This is a genomic window from Arthrobacter sp. 135MFCol5.1, from assembly GCF_000374865.1.
Lineage (GTDB): Bacteria > Actinomycetota > Actinomycetes > Actinomycetales > Micrococcaceae > Arthrobacter.
The window spans coordinates 69,961-95,273 of record NZ_KB895461.1 but is presented as its reverse complement, the minus strand read 5'-3'; the positions used below and the strand labels follow the sequence as shown (position 1 = coordinate 95,273).

Below are 25,313 nucleotides of genomic sequence, written 5' to 3'. Positions count from 1 at the left end.
TACCCGGGGTTTACCCCCTGTTAGGCAAGTAGAGGGCTCGGTGTTTGCCGTTCCGATTAGGTATAGGGGATTACTGCGCGCCCGAAACCATTAGGTAGGGGGAGTGCAAAAACCCCCATTTAGGTAAGCCACCTACATTGCCCACGGCGGCGTTCAGGCTTACGCTTCTCGGTACTTGGGGGCTTGAGCTCTTTGTTTCTGGGCCAACGGGCATACGTCCCCTGAACTTTTCCTCATGCCCCAGGAGTTCCCTTATGAAGCTCAGACACTTCCCCCATCGGATGGGCCAGGCCCTCGTCGTCGCACTCGTTCTCGCAGCTTCCATCCTCGGCGTACCCGGTGCCGCTGTGGCCGACACCGTTTACGGCACCCAAGGCATGGCCTACTCCGGGGTGGCGAACCCGCCCACATCGGACAAACCACAGAGCAAGTTGTGGTGGAACGACGGATCCTGGTGGGCGGACATGTGGAAGACCGGCACCGGATGGAGTATCTACCGGCTGGACCGGACCTCCAACAGCTGGGTGGATTCCGGAGTCGTGAACGACACCCGGGGCAGCACCCTCGCGGATACGTTCTGGGACGGCACCCATCTGTTCATCGCCTCGCATGTGGTGACCGTCAGCACCGACGGCACTCCCAAGCCATCACTTTCCGGCCAGCCGGCAAAGCTTTACCGGTACAGCTATTCAGGCGGCAAGTACACGCTGGACAGCGGTTTTCCCACCACGATCACCAACAATTCAAGTGAATCCATGACGATCGATGCGGACTCCATCGGCGGAATCTGGGCGACGTGGACGCAGGTGGGCGGGAACTCGACGTCCGGCTTCACCAACACCGTCTACGTGAACTACTCCAGCAACAACGGCGCAACGTGGGGTACCCCGTTCGTCCTCCCGGTGGCCAGCCCCAACCCGGCGCCCGATGACATTTCGGCCGTGGTGGCATTCGGCGGCGGCCAGATCGGCGTCATGTGGAGCGACCAGCGGACCGACACGATGTGGTGGGCCACGCACGCCGACGGAAAGCCCGCCAACTCCAACTGGAAACTCCAGCCGGCAATCAGGGGCAACGGTCAGGCCGATGACCACCTGAACCTCAAGACCCTGCAGGCAGACACCTCGGGCCGGGTGTTCGCCGCAGTGAAGACGAGCCTCAATGACACGTCCTCCAACAAGACACTTCCGCAGCTGGTCCTGTTGGTCTTCAAGCCGGGCACCGGCGCCTTCACCCAGTCCACCATTGCCACCACCGGCGACTGCGTCTCCCGCCCACAGATCGTGCTGGACACCCAGAACAACCTGGTGCGGGCATTCCACACGGCACCGCCCACGTCGGTGTCCGGCTGCGCGTTCTCCGGCGTCGCCGGCAGCATCTACGAGAAGACCGCCTCCATGGACAATCCTGTCTTTGGATCGGGGCGCGGCACACCGATCATGCAGGCTGCGTCGTCGTCGAACATCAATGACGTCACCACCAGCAAGCAGAGCGTGAACAACACCACCGGGCTGGTGGTCATGGCCAGCGACAACGTGGCCAAGCGCTACTGGTTCTCCGACCGGCCCTTGGGCGGCACTCCGCCGCCGGCAGGGCAGGCGCCGGTGGCATCGTTCACCGCCAACCCCACCACGGGCACGGCGCCGCTGAACGTCACCTTCACGGACACGTCCACGAATACGCCCACGTCCTGGGCGTGGGACTTTGGCGACGGCGGCACGGCAACAATCCAGAATCCCGCCCATTCCTACGCGGCGGCCGGCACCTACACCGCCAAGCTCACGGCCACCAACAGCACGGGTTCGTCCTCCGCGACGGCCACTATCAGCGTCACCAGCACACCACCACCGCCGACATCCGGCGGGATCACGGTGGTGAACGCCAACACAGCGAACTCGGGCACCGCCGTGACCACGGCTTCGCTGGCAGTTCCCGCCGGTACTTCCGCCGGTGACGTCCTGGTTGCCGCCATCACCGTGGACCTCAATCCCGGCCTGACGGCGCCTGCCGGCTGGACCGCGATCGTCAACGGGCAGTCCATCAACAGTTCCTCCACCTCCGGAGCACGGGCTTACGCCTTCTACAAAGTGGTGGGCACCGCCGACCCGGCCACCTATAACTGGACCCTCAGTTCAGCGGCAAAATGGGGTGGCGGCATCACGGCATACCGTGGAGTCAACAACACCGCGCCGCTGGACAGCCCGGTGGTGACGGCGGCTGACACCAGCTACTCCGCCACCAGCATCACGGTGGGCAGCATCACCACGGCCACCAACGGCGCCATGCTGATCGGCGGAGTGGGTTGCGACTGCAGCGCTCCGGTGGTCACCGCGCCATCGGGCTGGACCGAACGCTGGGAGGCCGCGGCCGGCCAGGTTGCCGAGCAGGCGGACAAACCGCAGGCGACGGCGGGGGCCAGCGGAACAGCCACCTGGACGTTGAGTGCCGCCCGCGCGATCGTTGCCTGGCGAACGGCGCTTAAGCCGGCCGCCTAGGCATACCCGACGAGCGATAAGGGAAGCGGTTCCGGGGATCCATACAGGCCCCGGGGCCGCTCCTTGCCGTTTGGCGAAATACAAAAAATTGCGAAGTAAATTTCGCACCAAATACATACTGACGCATTCTTGAGTATTTTCCGTGCCAAATCTTGATGAAATCCAGCGGTAACGCTGTGGTGGAATAGTTCATTCCGGGGCTATATTCACTCATACCGGATGAACCCGCGCTGGGGCGCGTGAATCAACCTTAAATTGGCAGTGCAAGAATGCGGTCTCCTTCTTCGACGAATGGGGAACGCCATGCCGCTTGTGGGCCGGAACAAAGAACTGGACCGAATCCTGTCCGTCGTCCGCGGACCCAAGGAAGCTGCCTTGGCGATAGCCGGCAACAGGGGCACGGGAAAATCAGCCCTGCTTGCAGAAATTCCCACCTTGTCCGACTACCGGACCGTCTTCATGGCTGCCAGCGCCGCCGAATCGGACTGGCCGCTGTCCGGACTGACGGCGCTCCTGAACAATATGGACGATCCGGTCCTCAACCGGATCGCCGACGATCTTCTCCGCGACACCGCCGGAGACCTGAACGTTCCCGCCGTGTCCGGCATGCTCCTGAACGGCCTGCACCAGCGTTCGTCGTCCCGGACCGTAATCGTGATCGACAACGCCGACCAGCTGGACCACAGCAGCCAGGAAGTCCTCGGGTTCCTCGCCCGCCGCCTCGCCGGCACCGACGTCGTCCTGGTCTTCGGACTGCGGGCGGACCTGCCCGAAGGCCCTTTCAGCGGCCTGCCCGTGCTGCAGCTTGGCCCGCTCACGTACAGCGACACCGTGCGGGTGCTCGAAAGCATCCCCACGAAGCGGACCACGACGGCGGCCGCCCATGCGGTGGCCGCAGCCACCCGCGGCAACCCACTTGCCGCCGTCGAACTCTACAAGCAGCTCATGGACAGGCACGCTGAAGGAAAGTACGCCCTGCCCGTCCCGCTCGCATCGGTGGGAAGCTTTGACGCCGAGTACGCGTCAGCGGTGGGTGCGCTGACCCCCGGCGCCCGCGGCGTCCTGGACCTGCTGGCGCTGTCCTACCGCAGCGATATTTCCACGATCGAAAAGATCGACCACGACGTGTGGACCAGCGTGGACGAGCTCCTCAGCGCCGGCCTGGTCAAGCGCACCGGGCCGCACCTCGGGATTAGCGACCAATTGCTCAGGGGAGCCGTCTTCAACGCCATGACCCCTGCGGTGCGCACTGCCAACCACCGCGCCCTGGCGGAAGCAGCCAACAACACCGACCCCTACGCCCGCAGGTGGCACCTGAGTTTCACCGCACTGGAACGCAAAACCCCATTCCAGCTGCTCCGGCACGCCGTCGACCTGATCCGCGGCGGCGAGGTGGTTTTCGCAGTGGAGTACATCGAACGGGCACTGACCATCAATCCCTGGGAGGCCGAAACGGCGGCACGGCTCACCACGCTGGCGGAACTCCTGTTCAACCGGGGTGAATTTGTCTATGCCCGGCGCTACCTGGAATGGGCGCAGCGGGTGACCCGGAACCCGGCGCTGATCCTGCGGCTTACCGGCCTGTCCTTCGAGATCCAGTTCGCCCAGGGCGCCGCCGTGCGCTCCAGCATGGTGCTGCGCCTCGTGAAAGAGTTCGGCCAGCACGATCCCGCCTACGCGGCGAGCCTGCTGGCCATCGGAGCCCTCTACTACGCCGAGCGGTGGGAGTTGAAGGACGCGGCCGAACTCCTCCGGTGCGGCAGCGGCTTCAAAGGCTCCGCTTCCGCACAGTGCCTGGCTATTGCCGGCCGGGCCGCAACCCTCGTGGAATCCATCAGCGGCAATACCGCGAACCTTGCCTCCAAGTACGAGCAATCCGGCACCGCGCGGGTTGCCGGGCTCCTGGTCCAAGGCCGGGCACTGACCTACGCCGAGCACTATGAAAGCGCCCAGGAAGCTTTTGCCATGCTCCGGGGCTCGGCGGAACCCGGCCACGTCAACTGGCGCGAAACCGCAGCCCTGATGGCAGTCGACAACGAAATCAGGGCGGGGAACGTCCGCGCCGCAGTCACGCTGATCGACGACCTGGACCGCACCGAACCGGAGATCAAATACCACCGAGGGGTACGGCACTACTTCCGGGTCTGGCGCGCCTACGCCACGGGTGATGCCGCACGTGCCCAGGCGCACGCCGTCGAGGCCCACCGTTATGCGGGCACGGACAGCCACCCGGCCCTTACTGCCCAGCTCGCCGCATGCCAAGGGCATTTTGCCTTGCTGCGCGGTGACCTGGCGGAGTCCGTTGCCCAGTTGTCGCGGGCCGTCGAGATCGGCATGGGGTTCGGCAACCCCACCCTCCTGCGGTGCGAAGCCGATCTGGTGGAGGTGCTCATCCGCCTTGGCCGGCACCATGAGGCCACCCAGGCGCTAATGCGCCTCGAGGGCCGTTCCGCAGGGTTGCGTTCCCCCTGGCTGATGATGGTCGTAACCCGGAGCCGCGCCATGCTGGCCGACGGCGAACAATCGCTGCAGCTCTTCTCCCAGGCCCTCCAGGGCCGGAACGGGCACATGCTGGAGCACGCCAGGACACTGATGTGCTACGCGGAGCGGCTCCACGCCTTTGGCAAGCTGCGCGACGCACGGGACGCCCTGCTCCGGGCAAAGGTGATGTTCGACGAGGCAGGAGCGGACGCCTGGACCCAGCACGTGGATGCCCTGCTCCTGGACGAACGCGTGGAACCGGTCCGGCAGCAGGGCAACCCGGCCTTGCTGATGCTCGCAGACCATGAGCGCTCATTGGCCAAAATGGTGGCCCGCGGCATGCGGAACAAGGAAATTGCGGCCACGCTGTATGTCTCTGTGCGCACTGTGGAAGTGCGCCTGACTGCCATCTACCGAAAGCTTGGTGTCGAGTCCCGGGCCCAGCTCACCGCCCTCGCGGCGGACAAGGGACCGGCCGCCAGGGAACCCTACGTGTTGCCCGTTTTGTAGGCGAAATTTCTTCAGTTGCGGTACCCGCAGTTTCCACAGCCTTCCCTCGCAAGACCCACAAAGGCCGCGCCGGCCTCCTTCAAAGCCGACTTTCCGCGGCTAGTTTTGCTTCACAGCCAGGGGACAGGCGCTACGACCGAGAGGGTGATCATGGCAGAGATACCAGTTGTCAGGACCCGACGTTCAGCCTTCGACTGGCTTGTTCCGCCCGCTGCTGCACAGCGGGCGGCAACACAGCAGCCGGTGGCAGGGGAAGCCGCAGGAACCCGGTTCCCCCTGCCACCGGCAGCCCCCTTTCTTCCCGCGGCACACGCCCGGCCCCGCAAGGCAACGGCAGCCTGGATCAACCGGCACACCAACCTCCTCCGGTCCGCTGACGCGGTGGTGGTCATGCTCTCCGCCTATGCCGGATTCCTGCTTTCCGAAGCGGGCTTCTCACCCGAGGGCCCAAGGGACGGCGGCGCCGCTGCCGCGGCCGCCGCGCTGACGGCAACCTGGCTGGCGGCGCTGGAGCTCTACCACACCAGGGATCCGAGGGTGCTTGGAATCGGCGCTGACGAGTACAAGCGGGTGGCCGCTGCCACGCTCCGCATCTTTGGCCTCCTGGCCCTCGCTGCCGTGATCTTTTCCATCCATGGTGCCAGCGCGTTCGTGACCGTGTCCCTTCCGCTGGGCCTGGCGGCCCTGACGCTCAACCGGCGGGCATTCCGCCGCCGCCTGACCGCCGAAAAGGCCAAGGGGCGCCACCTCTCCCGCGCCGTGGTGGTAGGCGAGCCGGAGGACGTCCGGTACGTGGTCCAGCAGGTCCGCAAGTCCGGGGCTGTCTACGAGATTCTCGGCGCCTGCCTTCCGGGGGCACGCCGCGGCGCAGGACTGCGGGTGGACGGCTGCACGGTGCCGGTCCTGTCCTCCACGGACGACATCGCCCGAACAGTCCGCTTGGTGGACGCTGACTCCGTGATCATCGCCGGCCCCCTGCCGGGCGGCAACCGGTTCATCCGCGAGCTTGGCTGGAAACTCGAGGAGTCCTCCGCGGAGCTGATCCTCGCAGCGACGCTGACCAATGTTGCCGGTCCCCGCATCCACTGGCGGCCGGTGGACGGCCTGCCCCTCATGCACGTGGACATCCCGCAGTACGGCGGGGCCAAACACGCCATGAAGCGGATCATGGACGTGGCCGCGGCGCTGGCGGCCCTCCTGATGCTCTCACCGGTCCTCGCGGTGCTCGCGCTGATCGTGAAACGGGACAGTCCGGGGCCGGTCCTTTTCCGGCAGGCCCGGATAGGCAAGGACGGCCACGTCTTCGGGATGTACAAGTTCCGGTCCATGGTGGTCGACGCCGAGGCGCGGCTGGCGGGGTTGAACCAGCAAAACCAGGGTGCCGGGGTGCTCTTCAAGATGAAAGACGATCCCAGGGTGACCCGCTGCGGCCGCTGGATGCGCAAATACTCGCTCGACGAGCTCCCCCAGCTCTGGAACGTGGTGCTGGGCGACATGAGCATGGTGGGTCCCCGGCCGCCGCTGGACCGGGAGGTCAGCGGCTACGAGCGCCACACCCACCGCCGGCTGCTGATCAAGCCGGGTATCACCGGCCTCTGGCAGATCAACGGCCGCTCGGACCTTCCGTGGGAGGAAGCGGTCCGGCTGGACCTCTACTACGTCGAAAACTGGTCCCTTGCCGGTGACCTCCTGATTCTTTGGCGGACGTTCCGGGCTGTCGTCCGGCCGTCCGGCGCTTACTGACACACTCACAAATGGGAAGACAATGACATGAGAAAATTCGGCAGTCCCTTCCACTCCGCCAACCACCCGCAACCTGCACCGAAACTCCGCATCGCCGTCGTCGGAGCCGGCTACTGGGGTCCCAACCTGGCGCGCAACCTCCAGGCAAGCCCGGACTGGGACCTGGTGGCCATCTGCGACCTGGACATCGACCGGGCCCGCAAGCTGGCGGACACGCTGGGGCAGATACCCTGCGTCGAGTCCATGGACGAGCTCCTGGACAGCTTCGACGTCGATGCCGTGGCAATCGCGACGCCGGCGCGAACACACCATGGCGCGGTCATGACGGCGTTGCGCGCCGGAAAGCACGTCCTGGTGGAAAAGCCGTTGGCGGACAGCAGGGAACACGGGCTGGAGATGGTGGCCGAAGCGCGGGCGAACGGCCTGGTCCTGATGGCGGACCACACCTACTGCTACACCCCGGCGGTGCTGAAGATGCAGGAGCTGGTGCAGTCCGGATCCCTGGGCGAGATCCTGTTCGTGGACTCGACCCGGATCAACCTGGGCCTGGTGCAGCCCGACGTCGACGTTTTCTGGGACCTCGCCCCGCACGACTTGTCCATCCTGGACTTCGTCCTCCCGGGCGGCCTCAACCCCGCCGAAGTCTCGGCGTTCGGGGCGGACCCGCTGGGGACCGGCCGCGACTGCGTGGGCCACCTGAACTTCCGGCTCCCCAACGATGCCACCGCTCACGTGCACGTGAACTGGCTCAGTCCCACCAAAATCCGCCAGATGGTGATCGGCGGATCCTTGCGGACGCTGGTGTGGGACGACCTGAACCCCCAGCAACGGCTCAGCGTCTACGACCGCGGGGTGAGTTTGGACCGGCAGCCGAGAACGGCCGGCGAGAAGGCGTCCACCGCCGTCTCCTACCGTTTGGGGGACACGTGGTCCCCGGCGCTGCCCGAACGTGAGGCCCTCGGCCAGGTGGTGCAGGAACTCGCCTCCTGCATCCGCACCGGACGGCAGGCACGGACAGGCGGCGCCTCCGGGCTCCGGGTGTTGTCCGTCCTCGAAGCGGTCACCCGCAGCCTGACCCTGGACGGCCGGTCCACCCCCGTGGCGGGTGCCGCGATGGCCGGCACCGGCGCGGAACTGGAGGGAGCCCGGTGAGCACCCTGGAGGGCGCCAACGTCCTGGTCACCGGCGGAGCCGGCACCATCGGCTCCACCCTGGTGGACGCCCTGCTGGCCGCGGGAGTGCGCCATATCGACGTCCTGGACAACCTGGTCCGCGGTAGGCTGGACAACCTCTCCGGCGCCCTGGCCACCGGGCAGGTCGGACTGGTGCGGGGCAGCATCCAGGACCGTGACCTGGTCCATGACCTCACCCGAGGCAAGGACCTGGTATTCCACCAGGCGGCCATCCGGATCACCCAATGCGCCGAGGAACCCCGGCTGGCTTTGGAAGTGCTGGTGGACGGCACTTTCAATGTCCTGGAGGCCGCCGCGGAACACAAGGTGGCCAAGCTCGTGGCCGCCTCCAGTGCGTCGGTCTACGGGATGGCCGAGGAGTTCCCGACCACGGAACGGCACCACCACGCCAACAACGACACGTTCTACGGCGCTGCCAAGTCCTTCAACGAAGGGATGGCCCGGAGCTTCCGTGCCATGACGGGCCTGGACTACGTGATGCTGCGCTATTTCAACGTCTACGGGCCGCGAATGGACGTCCACGGCCTGTACACCGAGGTCCTGGTGCGGTGGATGGAACGGATCATGGACGGGCAGCCGCCGCTGATCTTCGGCGACGGACTCCAGACCATGGACTTCATCCACACGGCGGACGTGGCCCGAGCCAACGTGCTGGCCGCGGGCAGCAGCATTGCCGAAGGCACCTACAACGTGGCCAGCGGGACGGAAACCAGCCTGCTGGACATGGCCCGCACCCTGCTGCGGGTCATGGGCTCGGACCTCAGCGTCGAGCACGGCCCCGCACGGCAGGTGAACAGCGTGGTGCGCCGGCTGGCCGACACGTCCGCGGCCGCCCGCGACCTTGGCTTCAAAGCGGAAGTGGAACTCGACGAAGGACTGCGCCAACTCGTCAGCTGGTGGATGCCGCTGCGCAACGAAATCGCCGCCACACGGAAAGTTGGTGCCTGATGACTGCCGAACCAGTCCTCGCCCGGATCAATGTCATGAAGCCTTGGCTCGGCGACGAGGAGGCACGGGCCCTGGCCGAGGTGGTGGCCTCCGGCTGGGTGGCGCAGGGGCCCAAGGTCAAGGAGTTCGAGTCCCGGTTCGCGGAGTACCAGGGTGTCCGCCATGCGGTGGCCACGTCCAGTTGCACCACCGCCCTGCACCTCGCCCTGGTGGTGGCCGGAATCGGACCCGGGGATGACGTTGTGGTGCCCTCCCTGTCCTTCATTGCCACGGCCAACGCGGTGACCTACGTCGGTGCCAGGCCGGTGTTCTGCGACGTGGATCCGGCCACCGGCAACGTGACGGCGGAAACCCTCCACGCGGCCCTCACCCTGGACACCAGGGCCGTGATTGTGGTGGACCAGGGCGGCGTGCCGCTGGACCTGGACCCCATCCGCGAACTCTGCGACCGGCACGAGATCATGGTGATCGAGGACGCCGCGTGCGCAGTGGGGTCGATGTATAAGGGCAGGCCGGTGGGTGCGGGCGCGGATGTGGCCGTGTGGTCCTTCCATCCGCGCAAGATCCTCACCACCGGTGAGGGCGGCATGCTCACCACCAACCGGGCAGATTGGGCGGCCAGGGCCAGGACCCTGCGGGAGCACTCGATGAGCGTGTCCGCCGCCGACCGGCACGGATCGCTCCTGGCCCCGCCGGAGGTGTACCTGGAAGTCGGGTTCAACTACCGGATGACGGACCTGCAGGCCGCCGTCGGAATCGTCCAGCTGGGCCGGCTGCCGGAGGTGCTGGAACGGCGGCGGAGCATCGCGGCGCGCTACGTGGCCGGCCTTTCCCGGGTGCCGGGCCTCCGGCTGGTATCGGACCCGCCCTACGGCACCACCAACTTCCAGTCGTTCTGGGTGGAGGTGCTGCCTAGCTTTGGGACCACGCGGGACGGGCTGATGGAACTGCTGGCGGACGCCGGGATCTCTGCACGGCGGGGCATCATGGCCGCGCACCGCCAGCCGGCCTACCGGTGGCGGAACGCGGGCGGCTCCCTGTTGCAACAAACCGAGCGGCTCAACGACAGGACCCTGATCCTTCCCGTCTACCACGAACTGGACGACGAAGGGCTGGACCGGATCATCGGCACCATCCGGGGCGCGGCTGCAGGATACGCGCGTGAGTGAGCTGATCCTGATAGCTGCCAGTGGCCTGGCCCGCGAAGTCCTGGCGATGGTGCGCAGCAGCGGCCAATATGACGTCGTCGGCCTGCTGGACGACGACAAAGAGATGGCGGGCGTCACCGTGGACGGGGCACCCGTCCTTGGGACCATCGATGACGCCGCGAAGTACACGCACGCGTTTGTCCTGGTGTGCATTGGATCCGGCAGGATCCGGGAATCCGTCGTGGAGCGGCTGACGGCCATGGGCCTCACGGAGGCACGCTACGCGACGGCGATCGACCCCTCGGTCCAGTACCCGGAAGGATGCCGGGTGGGCAGGGGAAGCATCCTGCTCCGCAACGTCACGCTCACCGCATCCGTCACCCTGGGAGCGCACGTGGTGGCCATGCCTTCGGTGACCTTCACGCACGACGACGACGTGGCCGACTTCGCCACGTTCGCCGCGGGTGTGTCACTGGGCGGCGGAGTCCGGATTGGCCGGGCAGCCTACCTGGGAATGAACGCCAGCGTGCGCGAACGCACTTCAGTGGGCGCCTACGCCACCGTGGGGATGGCAGCGGCGGTGCTGAGCAACGTGCCTGACGGACAGACGTGGGTTGGGGTGCCGGCCCACGAAATTGACGACGGAAGATTCAGTGTTGGGGGTATTTCATGAATTCCGACGTGGATGTGCAGGCAGTCCCGCTGGTGGACCTGGCAGCACAGCAGGCTGAGATCCATGACGAGGTGATGGCCGAACTGGACACAGTCATGAGTTCGGCGTCCTTCATTGGCGGCCCGGCCGTTGCGTCGTTCGAGGCGGCGTACGCCGCTTTCCTGGGCGCACGGCACTGCGCCGGCGTTGCCAACGGAACGGATGCGCTGGAACTTGCCCTGCGTGCCGGGGGCGTGCGGCCGGGCGGGGAAGTCATCCTGCCGGCCAATACCTTCATCGCCACGGCCGAGGCGGTCAGCCGGATCGGGGCAGTCCCGGTGCCTGTCGACGTCGACCCTTCCTTCCTCCTGATCGATCCCGACGCCGCCGCGGCCGCCGTAACCTCCCGCACGCAGGCGATCGTGCCGGTGCACCTGTTCGGGCAAACCGCCTTCGTGGAAAAACTGATCCCCGTTGCAGACTCCTGCGGCGCGGTGATCATCGAGGATGCCGCGCAGTCCCAGGGCGCAACACGGTTCGGCCGGCACGCTGGCACTTGGGGCCTTGCCGCCGGGACCAGCTTCTACCCCGGCAAGAACCTTGGCGCCGCCGGGGACGCGGGAGCCGTGCTGACATCCGACCCCGGCGTGGATGCCCAGGTCAGGTTGTTGGGGGCGCACGGGAGTTCGGTGAAGTACCGGCACGACGCCATCGGCTTCAACTCGCGCCTGGACACCGTCCAGGCGGTCGTCCTGAAAGCGAAGCTGGCGAGGTTGCAGGGCTGGAACCTGCGGCGCAGGGCTGCGGCGGAACGCTATGCGGCGTTGCTGGCGGATGTGCCGGGAGTCGAGCTGCCGCAGGAGGCACCGGGGAACGCGGATGTGTGGCACCTGTACGTGGTGCGTGTCCGGCACCGGGACGCTGTCCTTGAGTCGTTGCACGCGGCGGGGATCCAGGCGGGAATCCACTACCCGGTTCCGGTGCACCGCAGCGGGGCGTACGCGGGCCGGACATCCGGTTCATTCCCCGTGGCCGAGGATGCTGCCGGGCGCATCCTGTCCCTCCCGCTGTTCCCGCATATCACTGCCGAACAGCAGGAACGGGTTGCTGGGGCGTTGTCATGCGCAGTGACGAAGCAGTAGTCCGTTGAGGCCGTCCGTGCGGGGAAGGCGATGAAGCGCCCCGGCCTGGCATCCGTACAGGAGGCCGGGCACCAACCCACCGGCTCGCAGAATGCGTCCGGCGCCACCTCCGCACTGGGCTGGAGCCTGCTGAATACTGCGGTGGCCAGGTTCGGCACGCTGGGAATCGGAATCGTCCTCGCCCGCTTGCTGGGGCCCGACTCGTACGGCAGCTTCGCGGTGGCCATGGTGGCGCTGCTCGCGGTCCTGACCATCAACGAACTGGGGGTCAGCCTCGCGATCGTGAGGTGGCCGGAGGATCCCGCACGGATCGCACCCACCGTGACCACCATCTCGATCCTCTCCAGTGCGGTGCTTTGCGGGGCCGGCCTTGCCGCCGCCCCCTGGTTCGCGGGCCGCATGGGCGACCCCGGTGCCACCGACGTGGTCCGGGTCATGGTGTGCTGCGTCCTGGTCAGCGGGGTGGTCGCCACACCGGCAGCGCTGATGCAGCGGGCCTTTGACCAAAAGACGAAGATGCTGATCGACCAGGTGAATGTCTGGGTGGGTGCCATCGTTTCAATCTGCCTGGTGTTGGCCGGCATGGGCGCAATGAGCCTGGCGGTGGGCCGGCTTGCGGGGACGGTGGCCGGGGGCCTGCTCTTCGTCCTCAGGTCGCCGCTTCCCCTGCGGCTGGGCCTCGACCGCACCGTCCTGATGCCGTTGCTGCGGTTCGGGCTGCCCCTGGCAGGGACCAGCATCATCGTCTTCTGCGTCGGCTACCTGGACCAACTGGTGACGGGCAGTACGCTCGGTCCAGTCATGCTGGGGATGTACGTCCTGGCCTTTAACCTGGCGAGTTGGCCGGTGACCATGTTCTCCCAGCCGCTGCGAAGCGTGGCTCCGGTCGTGCTGGCCCGGCTGCAGCATGACCCCGAAAGGATGCGCTCCACAGTCACCGCCCTGATCGGGGTGATGTCCTGCGTTGTCTTCCCTGCTGTCACGTTCCTGGCGGCAGAGTCCGAAACCGTCGTCCGGATTGTGTACGGCGACGTCTGGGCGGGTGCAAGCGCCGCACTGTTTTGGCTTGCCATGGTGGCCGGGTTCCGGATCCTCTTCGAGTTGATCTACGACTACCTGGTGGTTGCGGGAATGACAGGGTCCATCATGTCCATCCAGGTGTGCTGGCTGGTGGCCCTGGTACCGGCCCTTTTCCTTGGCGCCGGCGCCGGCATCGCCGGGGTGGCCATGGCCCAATTCTTCGTCGTCGCCGCCCTGGTCCTGCCCTTGTATCTTTGGCGGTTGCGGGCAGTGGGTGTCCCGCCTCTCGGGGTGATCCGGCAACTGCTGCTGCCCTCGGCCGCTTCGGCAGCGTTGCTGGCCGCCTCTGCCCTCCTCGGCCGGATGGACTTCGGTGTCCCCTGGGCACTCCTGCTCTCCGGGGCAGCAGCCGGCTCCGTCACCGCTGGCCTGCTCTGGTTCAAGCGGGCCGACGTTGCCACGTTGAAGAAATTGGGAAGGAGCGGGGGCCTTGCAGGGCATCAGCGGTAACAGGGACACCTTTGAACGCCTGGTGGCGGTCGCCGGCCGCCTGGCAGCAGCCGGACGGTGGGAGCAGGCGGCGGTGCAGGCACAGCTTGCCGCCCGTTTCGCCTGGACCGACCACACCGGGTATTTCGGCCACCAGGGACTCGAAGAAGTCCTGGGGATGCTCCGGTCCTCCATCCCACAGCCTCCGCCCCCGGCGCCGGGAAAGCCGGCCGGGCGCCTTGTGGTCCACGTGGCCACCCAGCTGTACGGGACCGGCGGCCATACCCAGAGCATTGCGCACTGGATCCGCCAGGATCCTGGCTCGCGGCACCACGTTGTCCTCACCCGCCAAGGCAGCACCGAATGTCCAGCCAAGATTGCCGCGTGCCTGCCGGATCCCCGTGACCTGGTCCTCCTGGACCGCCGGCCCGGGGGGCTCATGAGAAGGGCGGGAGCATTGCGCCGGGTCATCGCTCCGGCCGACGTCGTCGTTGTGCATGCGCATCCACACGACGTCGTCCCCTCCCTTGCGTTGGGTGTCCCCGGAGCGCCTCCGGCTGTCTACGTCAACCACGCTGACCACGTCTTTTGGCAGGGGACCTCGGCGGCCGCCGTCGTCCTCTGCCTGCGGGCAAGCGGCCGGGAGCTGACCGTCCGCCGCCGCGGGGTTGATGCCGGCCGCTGTATGGTGGCCAACCGGCCCCTCGAACTTGCGCCTGCCGGGCCTGCGGAGGAATCGAATGAACTGGCCGCGCGGACTGGATGGGGCATCCCGGCGACGGATTTCGTCGTGGTGTCCGCCGCGGCAGGCAGCAAATACGATCCCGTTGGCCCGGACTCGCTGATAGGCCTCTTCCGGTCCTTCCTGCTCCGGCGCCCGGATGCACACTTCCTCGTGGCCGGCCCGTCCCCCACCGGAGCCTGGGCTGCCGCGGCGGCTGCCACCAATGGAAGGATCCGGGCCGTCGGGCGGCTTGCCAACATCTCGTCGCTTCTGTCCATCGCCGATGCCTACGTTGACTCGTTTCCCTTCGCTTCGTTGACCTCAATGTTGGAGGCCGGTGCCCACGGGCTGCCGCTGGTGACATACAGGGGCCATCCGGCCGAATGTGCGGTCCTTGGCTCGGATTCACCAGGCCTCGATGACCTCCTCCTCACGCCCTCGACTCCGGCGGGTTTCGTCTCAACCCTGGCGGACCTGGCAGATTCGGTGTCCACCAGGACGGCTCGGGGCTCGGCCACCCGCAGGGCAATCGTTGAAGGTCACAGCCCCTCAGCCTGGCGGGAGACAGCGGAGCGTGTCTATACCGAGGCCGCCCTGGCGCGAAGCGGACCGATCGCACCGGGACCCACTCCTTGGGCGGACGGACCCCTGGACCAGCTGGTGGGGCTGGTGCAGCATGAGACCGGCTTCGCCGGCCTGGATGCGGCCTGGGCTGACATACTGCCCTTCCTCGGAACGGCCCAGCGCATCAGGCAGTGGACGGCCTGGCGGAAGTCACCCCATGTGGGCCTGGCACAGTTGGTACCGGACCACAGCCGCGCGTGGGTTTCGGACTCACGCAGGCGCCTTAGCCAACCTTCATAGCGAGGGGCGTCGAGCGGGGGGTGCGGTAGTGTTCGCCGGCCGCATCAACCGCCGGGCCGGTGAGCAGCCATGGCCCTGTATTTTCGTGGAATCCCAGGATGACCTTCCGGCCCGACAGGGCGCCGACCACTTCGCCGGCAGTGTCAAAGCTGATGTTGGTCACGGCGACGGTGACGTCCGGACCTTGGGCGCGCACCAGGGCAGCGACGGCCCGCTCGTCCGCTGCAAGGAAACGGAACCGGACGCCTCGCCGCCCCAGCTCCAGGGGCTCGCCCAGTTCATGCCCTCCGGGTCCGCCGGGGAGCACATTGATCACGGTGGCAGCGCCTGCGCCCGCTGCGGCACAGATGTCGTCAATGTCGCGGCGCAGGTCACCCAGGACCGTGACGGGGCGCAGCGGGGCTTTATTCCGGAGCTTGTGCGCCGATACCGATTCCCGGAGCCACCGGTACCGCCACTTCTGCGAGTCCACCAGGCCGGAGAGGAGGGAGGGTACGTGGCGCCGTTGCTGCACTGTCCCGCACGTCGTCACGATCGGCAACTGGTTGGGATACGCCCCGGCGATCCACTGGTGCGCCTCGGCCAGCCGGTCAAGATTGATGGTGAGGCTGTTGTGGGTCAGGGGGATGTTGGCTACCGCCACGCGGTGGCCGGTAGACCGGAGCCGGGCTCCGTATTCCACGGCATAGGCGTGCCAGGACAGGTCCGGCTCCTCGCTGAGCGGCTGCCGGAGGATGTGGTCCCGCCGCACCATGAACAAGACTTCATCCAGGCTGTCCACGTCCGCCAGCCCGGATTCCTGATGGCCGGATAACACGATGCGGTCGCGGATCCGCCCCACGAGGCGGCCCTCCCCGGTCATCCCGGTTGCGCCCACCATTCCCAGGGAAAGATCTGCCATCAATGCGGCGGCGATCTTCTCCAAAGCCGGGATGGAGTGCAGGAAAACGTCCTGGTGGACAAAGACCACCACATCGTTCCGCGCCGAGGCAGCACCATGGTTCAATGCCGCTCCGGCGGAGGAAAATTGCCGTGCCGTATTGTCGATGGGCAGGTACTCGAGGTCCACGGCGCATGGGAGGCCGGCCTCGACGGAAGCCGTGAGGCACTCCTGGAGCACTGCCGGGTTGTTGAAGACGCAGACGACAGAGACCGGGACTCGCCCCTCCCGGTCAGCGTTTGACGGGGACATCAGAGCGTCGCTCCTCGAAGGAAAGGTCCTCCAGCCCAGGCTGTGGCAACAGGAGCGGCGGCTCATCAACCGCATACCTTGCGGGCTTCCGGTCCTTCACCGCCCGCGCCGCCACGACACTGCCGCCACCAGGTTCGCCGTCCTGTTGCTCGTTCGCAACTGCGGCCGGTTCGGCGTGGCGGTCGGCGGAGCGCCTGCGCCGGGACACAGGCTTGCCCCTGTCCGCGGCGTCCTTCCGGGCAGCCCGCGAATTCTCCAGCATCCTGGCGATCGAAACAGCGCCGAACAGGAGGATGACGCCGCCAATCAGCACCACGATCATCGACCGGAGCCGGCTGGAGAATTGCTCTGTCGCTTTGCTCGGGGGATCAATCTGGAGGGCCGTGAAGAGGTAGCGGTCATCGGCCCCGTTGACTTTCTGCGCATCCCGCAGTTTGGCGGTGAGATGCTGGCCCAAGGCTTCTGCCGTCGTGATGGCCAGCTGCGGGCTGGGGCCCGTGGCCTCCATCCTGATGAGCTGGCCCGCCCCCGTGGTGGCCGGCAGGGTCACCGTGTAGTCGGGTGACAAGCCGGCGGCCTTAAGCGAGTCAACGACGTCGGTTGAGCTCAACTTTGTCGCCATCACCTGGGTGATCAGGGAGCTGTCCGCCGAGCGCAGGTAGGGGTTGTCCGAGTTTGCGGCGGCGACGGCGGGATCGGTGCGCATTTCTTCCACGCTGGGCACGCGGGGCGTCACCAGGACGTACACCGTCGACGCCATGTAGCTCCGGGGCGCGAAGAAGAAGACGTAGGCTGCCGCAGCAAGGGTGAGCACCAGGACGGTAATCATCGAAACCTTGTGGCGCCACAGGATTTTAAGAACCGAGACGGGAGTCATGGGAGCCTTTCAGATTCTGCAAGGCTGGCGCCTTGTTCCTTGGTAGTTGGGCCAAGTGCCCGCCGTTCGCCGGCGACGAGCAACCAGACCGTCCCGGAGAGCCCGACGCATATCGGGTACACGAGTGCCAGGACGGGGAAGCCCAGCGAGTCAAAGGCGGCTGACGCCGGGGCGGCCACCAGGCAGGCGGCGGCGACTGCGGCCGCAAGTGTCTTCAAGCGTTCCTCTTTGGCGTTGAAGGCCGCCAGCCAGGCCGCTATCCCGGGTACCACCATGTACAGCAGGAGTGCAAGGAACCCCGGCACTCCCAGTTCGACGATGGTTTTCAGGTACTGGTTATCCAGGACCTCAATGGCGTTCCTTGTCAGGTACGCCCCGGGACCTATTCCAAGCCATGGCCGGGCCGAGACCATGGCTTCCACCCTGGGGTAGTCCTCAAGCCGTGCGGTGATGGAAGGATCGGCCGTCCCCGCGGTGACGGAACCAAACAGCGTTGCGACAAATCCGGGAACCGCCAGGAAGAGCACTGTGGCAGCGCCGGCGAACCCCAGGACCGTCCACTGCCTGGACCTGGAAGGAAGGAACGGAAGGAAGACCAGCGCCACGGTCAGGACACCCAGGACCGCCGAGCGGGAAATCGTGGCGGCGATCGCGAACACAATGAAGCCCGTCCCCGTCCAGTGCATCCAGGCGCGGCCCGACTTGTCGTACAGTGCGCGCCACAGCGAGAGCGGAAGGAGCATCGAGGCGATGACCCCCAGCTCGATGGGATGGAAGGTGCTGCCGGCCACCCGGAGGAAGCTTCCGCGTTCCTGGAACGGCTGGTTCCCGCCGTTGTCCTTGAACCCGGGCAAGACCCCTTGGAACCAGGCCATGGGGTCCACATGGGTGGTGAACTGGATTGCCGCCACCATGCTGCAGAACACGGCACCGCGCAGGAGCGCACGCACCAGCATCATCGCCGCGTCCACGGTCCGCGTTGTCTCAGTGGTTACGAGCACCAGGCCGGACGAGGCGACCATCAACAACATCCAGCGGTCAGCACTCGCGCGTGTCGCATCCGTCGTGCTCCCGCTGATACCCACGTACATCGCGGCGTAGGAGGCACACGACACCGCGAAAAGGGCTGCCAGCGCGAAGCGTCCGGGGTGCTCGCGGTCGATGGTCCTGTGCAGGCCGAGCATGACTGACGTCACCCACAGCGCGAAAACCAGCAACGCAAGAATGTGGGCCACATAGCCGGCGGCACCCAGCGGTTCCAGAACGAGGTTGGAGGGGAAAACGAAACAGGCTACCGCCGTCACCCGCAGGAGCAGCGGTGGCTTTTGCTCGTCGCCGTCAACGCGCAGGGGTGTGTCCAGTCGGACTTCCGGACCCAGCGCGGATGGAGCTGGCAGATGCTTTCCCACATCCCCCCAATCTTCCTGCCGGGGTTGAAATACCCTTATACACGCAATGTTCAGGGTGATAGCGTAGCTCCAAAATCATTGCTTGTCGCCGCTTATTTCCCTTTTATCCAGTATGACATTTGACCCATGATTTTACGACAGGAATTGGCATGAAAAACCTGTTCGAAGCACCTGGAAAAACCGCCCGGGACATGCGCAATTCCACAAAACTCATCAAGAAAACCGCAATTCTATTGACTTGCCTTTTAGGAACGTCATGCATGTCGTCAAGCGCCTTCTCCGCGTCCTCAGGATCGGCTCAAGATCCGCTTCCTGAAGGGGTCAGCGTCCAGGGGATTGACGGCGGCCCGGGCTTCTACGGGAAGTTCTCGCCGACCCTGCCGGCCGAGCCGAGCTTCTTTCCCCTGGGCGTGTGGTTTGAAAGCGTCCTGCAGGAAGCGGATATCGCCGCGGACCGCGGTGCCGGCCTGAACACCTACGTGCAGCTCACTGATGACTCGAATGTGGAGCTGGTGCGGGGCAGCGGCCTTCATGCGCTCCCCTCCACAGTGGTCCCCGGCGCTTCCGGGTTCGTCGTCTCCGATGAAGTGGACATGTGGGCGGGCGGGGGAAACTCCTCGTGGACCGGCAAGTCCCAAGGTGAAGGTGTGATCTGCGAGCCTGTGGCCTCCGAATGCGGTTTCACCGTCCAGGAAGCGCTGGTGAAACTCTTCCCGCCCCGGGCGTTGCTCTATTCCAATTACGGCAAGGGCGTAACGTTCCAACTCAAGAATCCGCAGGCCGCGCAATTCGTCAACAGCTACCAGGACGTCGTCTCCGCGGACAACTACTGGTTTACGGATCCCTATATCTGCAGCCATGTCGAAGGCGGGGCAGTTTTCGCGGATGGGCGGGATCTCACTGACGCGGAATGCCGCACCGGGGCCCACTACGGCTGGACGGTTGACCGGGTACGGTCCCTGGTCCAGCCCGCCGGCTCCAAACCGGTCTGGGCGTTTGTCGAGGTGGGCCACCCATTTTCCGAAAGTGATTCACTCACCATCAGTCCCGCCCAGCTTCGGTCCGCCGTATGGAGCAGCATCATCCACGGCGCCCGGGGAATCGTCTATTTCAACCACAATTTTGGCGGCCAGTGCCAGTCCCAGCATGTGCTCCGGGATGAATGCGGCACCGCGATCCGTCCAACGGTAGCCGCCGTGAACAAGCTCATCACCACCCTCGCTCCGGCGCTGAACACGGGTTCGGTAACGGGGCTCGTGACCGCAAACAGCAAGGACGTTGATTTCGCCGTGAAAGCCAATGCGGGCCACTTCTATGTTTTGGCGGCAGCCACGCGTCCCGGGCCCCAGTCGGTGACCTTCTCTGTTCGGTGCGGCGGCCCGGACCAGGCAGAAGTGCTGGATGAAAACCGTTCGGTGCCCGTGTCGAACCACGCCTTTACGGACTCCTTCAGCGACGCCAATGCGGTACACATCTACCGCCTCAACGGAGGCAACACCTGCGGCCTTGGCTGAGGCCCCCCCTTTCCCGGCCCTTGTGAAGGTCGACCTCGTGGAAGACGACTGCGCAGGCCAAGCATCATGTCCCGCCCATCCCGCCCCTGGCACGGGTGGGGCCCGCGACGCTGGATTGCGTCGCGGGCCCCTGCGGCTGCCCCGCCGGTTGTCCCCGGCTGCTAGGGGGTGGTGACTTCCACATCCACCCAGTAGTTGGTGGCGTTCCAGGTGTTGCTCGGGAACCCTCCGGCGCCGTAGGCATAGACGCCGTTGGGACCGCTGGTGCCGTCAGCCAAACCGTGGAGGATGCCGCTGTCCGCCGACTTGCCGGCAAAGAAGGCGCCGTCTGCCGAGTAATACCCATTGGGCGCCAGGTACGAGACCACGTAGACCGTGTTGGCGCTGATAGGAATCGGCGTCGCGAACGTTGCCCGCTGCCATCCGGACGCGCCCTCATTGGTGAACGTGACCGAGCCCAGCAGTTGGCCTCCTGAGGTCCAGAGCTTGCCAACGTGCGTACCCGTGTTCTGCGGTCCCTTATAGAAACGGACCGCCGTGACGGTGGCGTTGGTGTCCGAGGTGAACTTCATGCCCAGTTCCACCGATGAGTTGTCCTGGGCGGTGACCGTGGATGGAACCGCGGTGGGAGCGAAGACGCTGCACGGGCAGCCGGCCGTTGGCTGCGGAGCCGTGGTGAACGACCAGGTATAGGGGGCTGCCATGGCCTGTCCGTTGCTTCCCTTGGCACCCGAAACCGTGGCCGTGAAGGTTGTGCTGTAGGCCAGCGCAGTGGCGGGGGTGAACACCGAGGTGTTGGTCAGCGTGTCATAGCTGAGGGTCCCGGGTACGTTGGCGTTTGCAGCATCCTTGACGTTGAAGACCACGGTGCTGGGGTCAACGGCCCTGTCGTAGGTCGCCTTCACCGTGCTGGTGGTGGCCACGTTGGTGGCACCGGCAGCCGGTGAGGTGGATGACACCGTGGGCACGCTGACCGACGCCGACCCGTTCAGCACCACATCCACCCAGTAGTTGGCGTTGTTGTAGCTGCTGGAGGGGAACGCGGAGGTGCCGTAACGGTACACGCCGTTGAGTCCGTCCACCCCGCTGGCCAGGCCGTGAAGCGGATAGTTGTCCACGCCTTTGGTGAAGAAAGCTCCGTCCGCCGAATAGTGCCCGTTGGGTGCGTAGTACGAAACGATGTACGTCGTGTTCGCCTGGATGGCCACGGGTGTGGAGAAGTTTGCCTGCTGCCAACCGGACCCCGACTCTCCGGTAAAGGTCACGCTGGCCAGCAACTGCCCTCCGCTGGTCCAGAGCTTTCCGGTGTGCGTGCCGGTGTTTGCGGAACTCTTGTAGAAGCGGACGCCGGTGACGTTCCCGGCAATATCCGAACGGAATTTCATCCCAAGTTCCACCGACGATCCGTCCGGCTGGTCAATGGTCCCGGGCAGGGCGTTCGCGGCAAACACGCTGCAGGGGCAATTGGCCGTGGGTTGGGCCACCGTAGTGAAGGTCCAACTGTAGGGCGCGGTCATGACCTGTCCCGCCGCATTCGTCGCCCCGCTGACGGTCGCCGTGTAGGTGGTGTTGTAGGCCAGTGCTGAGCCCGGCGTGAACGTCACGGTGGTCCCCGAGTAGCTGCTGGTACCCGTCACGCTGGTGGTTCCGGCCTGGAGGGTGAAGGTAATGCTGTTGGCGGTAACCACCTGGTTGAACGTCGCGCTTGGTGCCGTATTGACGCCAATCGCCGTCGCCTTGTCTGCCGGCAGCGTTGACGTCACGGCGGGCGGGACAGGTGCTGTGGCGGTGGTAAAGGTCCACGAGTAAGGGCTTGCCATCGCTTGGCCGGAACTGTTCGTGGCACCACTGACCGTAGCCGTGTAGGTGGTGTTGTACGCGAGCGGGCTGCCGGGCGCAAAGGTGGAGGTGTTGGTCGCGGAGCTGTAGCTGGTTGTACCGGGCACTGAGTTCAGGGACGGATCCAGCACGCTGAAGACCACCGAGGTGGGCACCACTGCCTGGTTGAACGTCGCTGACGGGGTCACGGAGATGGGCACGCCCGTGGCCTGGTTTGCCGGCGATGTGCTGCTGACCGCCGGAGCGGGAGGTGGTGCCCCGGTTGTGAACGTCCAGGTGTAGGGGCTCGCCATTGCTTGGCCGGCCGCATTGGTGGCGCCGCTGACGGTCGCCGTGTACGTGGTGTTGTACGCCAGCGCGGCGGAAGGGGTGAAGGTGACTGTGCCCGAGCTGTAGGCGGCGTTGCCTGCCACTGCCGTGTTGTCAGGCTTCTTCAGCGTGAAGGTGATGCTGCCCGCTGTTACGGCCTGGTTGAAGGTAGCCGACGGCGCCTTGGTGATTGCGACGTTGGTGGCTGCATTGGCCGGGTCGGTCGAAGAGACTGCCGGCGGCACTGATGCCGACGGAACGAACTTGACGTCCACCCAATAGTTCTCGGCGTTGTAGGAGGACTGGGGAAAGACGCTGTTGGCCCCGTAGGTGTAGACGCCGTTGCCGGAGCTGGGGGTGTTCCTCAGGCCATGCAGCACGCCGCTGTCAAGGGACGAGTGTCCGGCCGGCATGGGCGACGGGTTGGGATACATGAAGCCTGCGGCCTGCGCATAGTGCCCTTGGGGGGCGAAGTAGGAGACCACATAGGTGGTGTTTGCGGTGATGGCCACTGGTGTGGCGAAGTTGACCGTTTGCCAGCCGGTTGCCGTCTCGTTGGTGAAGGTTGCCGTGGCCAGCCGGGCTCCGCCCGATGTCCACAAGCTGCCGACGTGCGTTCCCTTGTTCAGGCTTGACTTGTAGAAGGAGACGCCGGTGACGGTTCCTGCCGCCTGGGCGGTGAACTTCATCCCGACTTCCACGCTTCCGCCGTCGCCGGAATCGGGCGTGTCGGGGATCATGCTGGACCCGAAGATGGAACACGGGCAGGAAACGTTGACCGCAGCCCCGGATCCTGGCACCTCGGTGTTCCCCGAGTCGTCGGTGGCTCGGGTCTTCACGGTCACTGCCGGGCTGCCGTGCACTGTCCAGGTGTAGGACCAGCTGGTGGTCCCGGTGGCCGGGCGCCACGTGGTTCCACCGTCGGTGGATACTTCGACGCCGGCCACTACCCCGCCGGCGTCGGAGGCCGTTCCCGAGATGGTGACGCTGGAGCCGTCGGCAAGGGTCTGGCCGTTTAGCCCGGATGTGATGGTCGAAACAGGGGCGCTGGTGTCGGTGGACTTTGCCGCCGCTACCAGCCCCGTCATCAGGGTAACCGGCTGGACACCCATGTCGGCGAACAGGTTGACGGTGGCCTGCTGCATGTTTTTGTCGGGGGTACTCGTGGGGATGGTGAAGTTGTCCAGGCCGTAGGCCCATTGGACCGTGCCGGCACCGAAGACAAGTGCGCCGCTGGGGGCGCGGTACATGATCAGGTTGTGTGTTTGGCTGGAAGCAGCAGTGGTGCTGCCGTAGTCAGTGAATGCCTCAGGCACCGAAACAGTGGTTGAGGACAATTTGAATGCGCCGGCAGGACGGAATCCGTTGTCGGCGTCGATGTCCCACTCGTAACCGAGCGTGTCCAGGCCGCTTCCGAGCGTGAGTGATTGGGTTCCCGTCAGTTTGGCGGCCGCAGTGTTGCGCCACAGCCGCATGCCCGCGTATTGCGCGGGGACTTTGATGTCCGCGGAGCCGGAGTTGACCAGGAAGAACTGTCCGGTCAGCGAGTTCTCGGGGTTTCCGCCACCGGTGGACGTGCCGAAGCGCGGGTCGCGCCAGGTCCCGGTCCATTCCACCGGGTCTACGGGCGTGTTGTAGTGGGTGTCCTTGTATGAGACCAGTGTGCGCCCGGAGGTCTGGCTGCCATCGATCGAGGCCTCCCAGCGGGTGCGCCAGAATGCCTCGTTGCCGCTGAAGAAGGCCAGGTTGACGCCTGCGTTCCGGGCGGCTTCCACGTTGCTGCGCTGTGTTCCGCTCCAGTACTCATCGTGTCCGGAGGACATGAACATTTTGTGGTTGAGCAGCAGCGGGCCTCGCGTCGCCGTGTCCAGGCCGCTGATGTAGCTGACGTCGTAGCCGTTCGCCTCCAGGAAGCGGATCATCGGGTATTCGGTGTCCATGAGCCAGCTGTGGCCTTGGTCGCCCGTGGAAAGGAACGGCCTGTTGTAGGACACCTTGAATGCTGACTTGTAGGCCTGTGGATTGCCGGTGGGGCATGCCACCGTGCATTGGTAGAGGCTGTTGCCGCCGTAAGTGTTGTAGGCCTGCCACGTTGTGTCGGACGTCTGCACCACGATGCCGCTCTTTCCCGCATCGTTGCGGACTACGAACGGAATCATGCTGTCCCCGCCGGTATCGTTGCGGACCAGGTGGGCGAAGTACACGCCCGAGACTGCGGATGCCGGGACGGTCCACGACGCGGAAACCCCCCAGTTTCCGCAGTCGACGAGGCCCGTCCCGGACTGGGTCAGGCAGGCGGGCTGGGATTGCGGCAGTTTGGCCGTTAGTGGGATGCTGGCGGCGATCTTGCGGGCCCCGTTCCCCTGGTAGTAGCCGAACCGAAGAATGTCGATGTGGTAGGCGCTGGCGGTGGTCTTGATCTTGAAGCTGATGGATTCGCCCTGGTTGACGCTCATCGCCGTTCCGAAGCCCTGGATGGACGAGTCGCCGGATCCGGAAACCTCCCAGTCCGAGGACGGGGTGCCGGGCAGTGAGTTTTCACAGGCGACGGCGCTGGCAACGGGGGGCGTGCAGGCATCGGCGTGGGCCGCCGGAGCCTGGTAAAGAGTGGAACTGAAAGACAGCATCGCGGCGATAAGGAACAATACGGAAAAACTTGCTGCCGCACGCAGCCTGCTTTCGACGGGCTTTGATTTTGCAAACACTTTAACTCCATTTCGAGACGTGAATAGCGCCAGGTGCCTGCACTACCCGGATCAAGGAA

The 25,313-nt window shown here is 65.7% G+C and carries 15 protein-coding genes; 11 read left to right on the top strand and 4 right to left on the bottom strand.

Going from position 1 to position 25,313, the window contains the following annotated elements:
- Positions 1–254 precede the first annotated feature (254 nt).
- The 10 genes from C563_RS0114830 to C563_RS0114785 all read left to right on the top strand — a co-directional run bounded on the left by C563_RS0114830 (position 255) and on the right by C563_RS0114785 (position 15,409).
- Complete coding sequence (locus tag C563_RS0114830) at positions 255–2,495, top strand: PKD domain-containing protein (RefSeq protein WP_155845193.1); 2,241 nt, start codon at positions 255–257, stop codon at positions 2,493–2,495.
- Positions 2,496–2,798: 303 nt separating this feature from the next.
- Entirely contained in the window at positions 2,799–5,486 is a 2,688-nt protein-coding gene (locus tag C563_RS0114825; RefSeq protein WP_026264892.1) for a helix-turn-helix transcriptional regulator, read from the top strand.
- A gap of 150 nt (positions 5,487–5,636) precedes the next feature.
- Positions 5,637–7,229, top strand: coding sequence for a sugar transferase (locus C563_RS0114820; RefSeq protein ID WP_081624189.1), 1,593 nt, complete (start codon positions 5,637–5,639; stop codon positions 7,227–7,229).
- Between the two features lie 27 nt (positions 7,230–7,256).
- Entirely contained in the window at positions 7,257–8,381 is a 1,125-nt protein-coding gene (locus tag C563_RS0114815) for a Gfo/Idh/MocA family protein (protein WP_018762853.1), read from the top strand.
- Positions 8,378–9,370 (top strand): NAD-dependent epimerase/dehydratase family protein, encoded by a 993-nt coding sequence (locus tag C563_RS0114810; RefSeq protein ID WP_018762852.1) that lies wholly within the window; start codon positions 8,378–8,380, stop codon positions 9,368–9,370. The genes C563_RS0114815 and C563_RS0114810 overlap by 4 nt, the downstream gene beginning before the upstream one ends.
- The gene (locus C563_RS0114805) at positions 9,370–10,539 is read left to right on the top strand and encodes a DegT/DnrJ/EryC1/StrS family aminotransferase (RefSeq protein ID WP_018762851.1); all 1,170 of its coding nucleotides are present in this window, start codon (positions 9,370–9,372) and stop codon (positions 10,537–10,539) included. The genes C563_RS0114810 and C563_RS0114805 overlap by 1 nt, the downstream gene beginning before the upstream one ends.
- Positions 10,532–11,191 carry an acetyltransferase gene (locus C563_RS0114800; RefSeq protein WP_018762850.1) on the top strand — a complete coding sequence of 220 codons (660 nt, stop codon included), beginning with the start codon at positions 10,532–10,534 and terminating at the stop codon, positions 11,189–11,191. The genes C563_RS0114805 and C563_RS0114800 overlap by 8 nt, the downstream gene beginning before the upstream one ends.
- Positions 11,188–12,312: a DegT/DnrJ/EryC1/StrS family aminotransferase gene (locus C563_RS0114795; RefSeq protein WP_018762849.1), complete on the top strand. Its 1,125-nt coding sequence runs from the start codon at positions 11,188–11,190 to the stop codon at positions 12,310–12,312. The genes C563_RS0114800 and C563_RS0114795 overlap by 4 nt, the downstream gene beginning before the upstream one ends.
- 30 nt (positions 12,313–12,342) lie before the next feature.
- Entirely contained in the window at positions 12,343–13,842 is a 1,500-nt protein-coding gene (locus C563_RS0114790; RefSeq protein ID WP_018762848.1) for an oligosaccharide flippase family protein, read from the top strand.
- Positions 13,823–15,409, top strand: a complete 1,587-nt coding sequence (locus C563_RS0114785; RefSeq protein ID WP_018762847.1) for a glycosyltransferase — start codon at positions 13,823–13,825, stop codon at positions 15,407–15,409. The genes C563_RS0114790 and C563_RS0114785 overlap by 20 nt, the downstream gene beginning before the upstream one ends.
- On the opposite strand, the gene C563_RS0114780 is transcribed toward C563_RS0114785, so the two are convergent.
- The 3 genes from C563_RS0114780 to C563_RS0114770 are packed head-to-tail and all read right to left on the bottom strand — an operon-like array spanning position 15,393 to position 18,887.
- On the bottom strand, positions 15,393–16,601 hold the full coding sequence (locus C563_RS0114780; protein WP_018762846.1) for a glycosyltransferase: 1,209 nt from the start codon (positions 16,599–16,601) through the stop codon (positions 15,393–15,395). The two genes, C563_RS0114785 and C563_RS0114780, sit on opposite strands and share 17 nt — an antisense overlap.
- Positions 16,582–17,478, bottom strand: coding sequence for a hypothetical protein (locus C563_RS21420; RefSeq protein WP_018762845.1), 897 nt, complete (start codon positions 17,476–17,478; stop codon positions 16,582–16,584). Before C563_RS21420 ends, C563_RS0114780 begins: the two co-directional genes overlap by 20 nt.
- Entirely contained in the window at positions 17,475–18,887 is a 1,413-nt protein-coding gene (locus C563_RS0114770) for an O-antigen ligase family protein (RefSeq protein ID WP_018762844.1), read from the bottom strand. Before C563_RS0114770 ends, C563_RS21420 begins: the two co-directional genes overlap by 4 nt.
- Positions 18,888–19,147: 260 nt before the next feature.
- On the opposite strand from C563_RS0114770, the gene C563_RS0114765 reads away from it, so the two are divergent.
- The gene (locus C563_RS0114765; protein ID WP_018762843.1) at positions 19,148–20,401 is read left to right on the top strand and encodes a hypothetical protein; all 1,254 of its coding nucleotides are present in this window, start codon (positions 19,148–19,150) and stop codon (positions 20,399–20,401) included.
- Positions 20,402–20,562: 161 nt separating this feature from the next.
- On the opposite strand, the gene C563_RS0114760 is transcribed toward C563_RS0114765, so the two are convergent.
- Positions 20,563–25,254, bottom strand: a complete 4,692-nt coding sequence (locus C563_RS0114760) for a DUF4082 domain-containing protein (protein ID WP_018762842.1) — start codon at positions 25,252–25,254, stop codon at positions 20,563–20,565.
- Positions 25,255–25,313 lie beyond the last annotated feature (59 nt).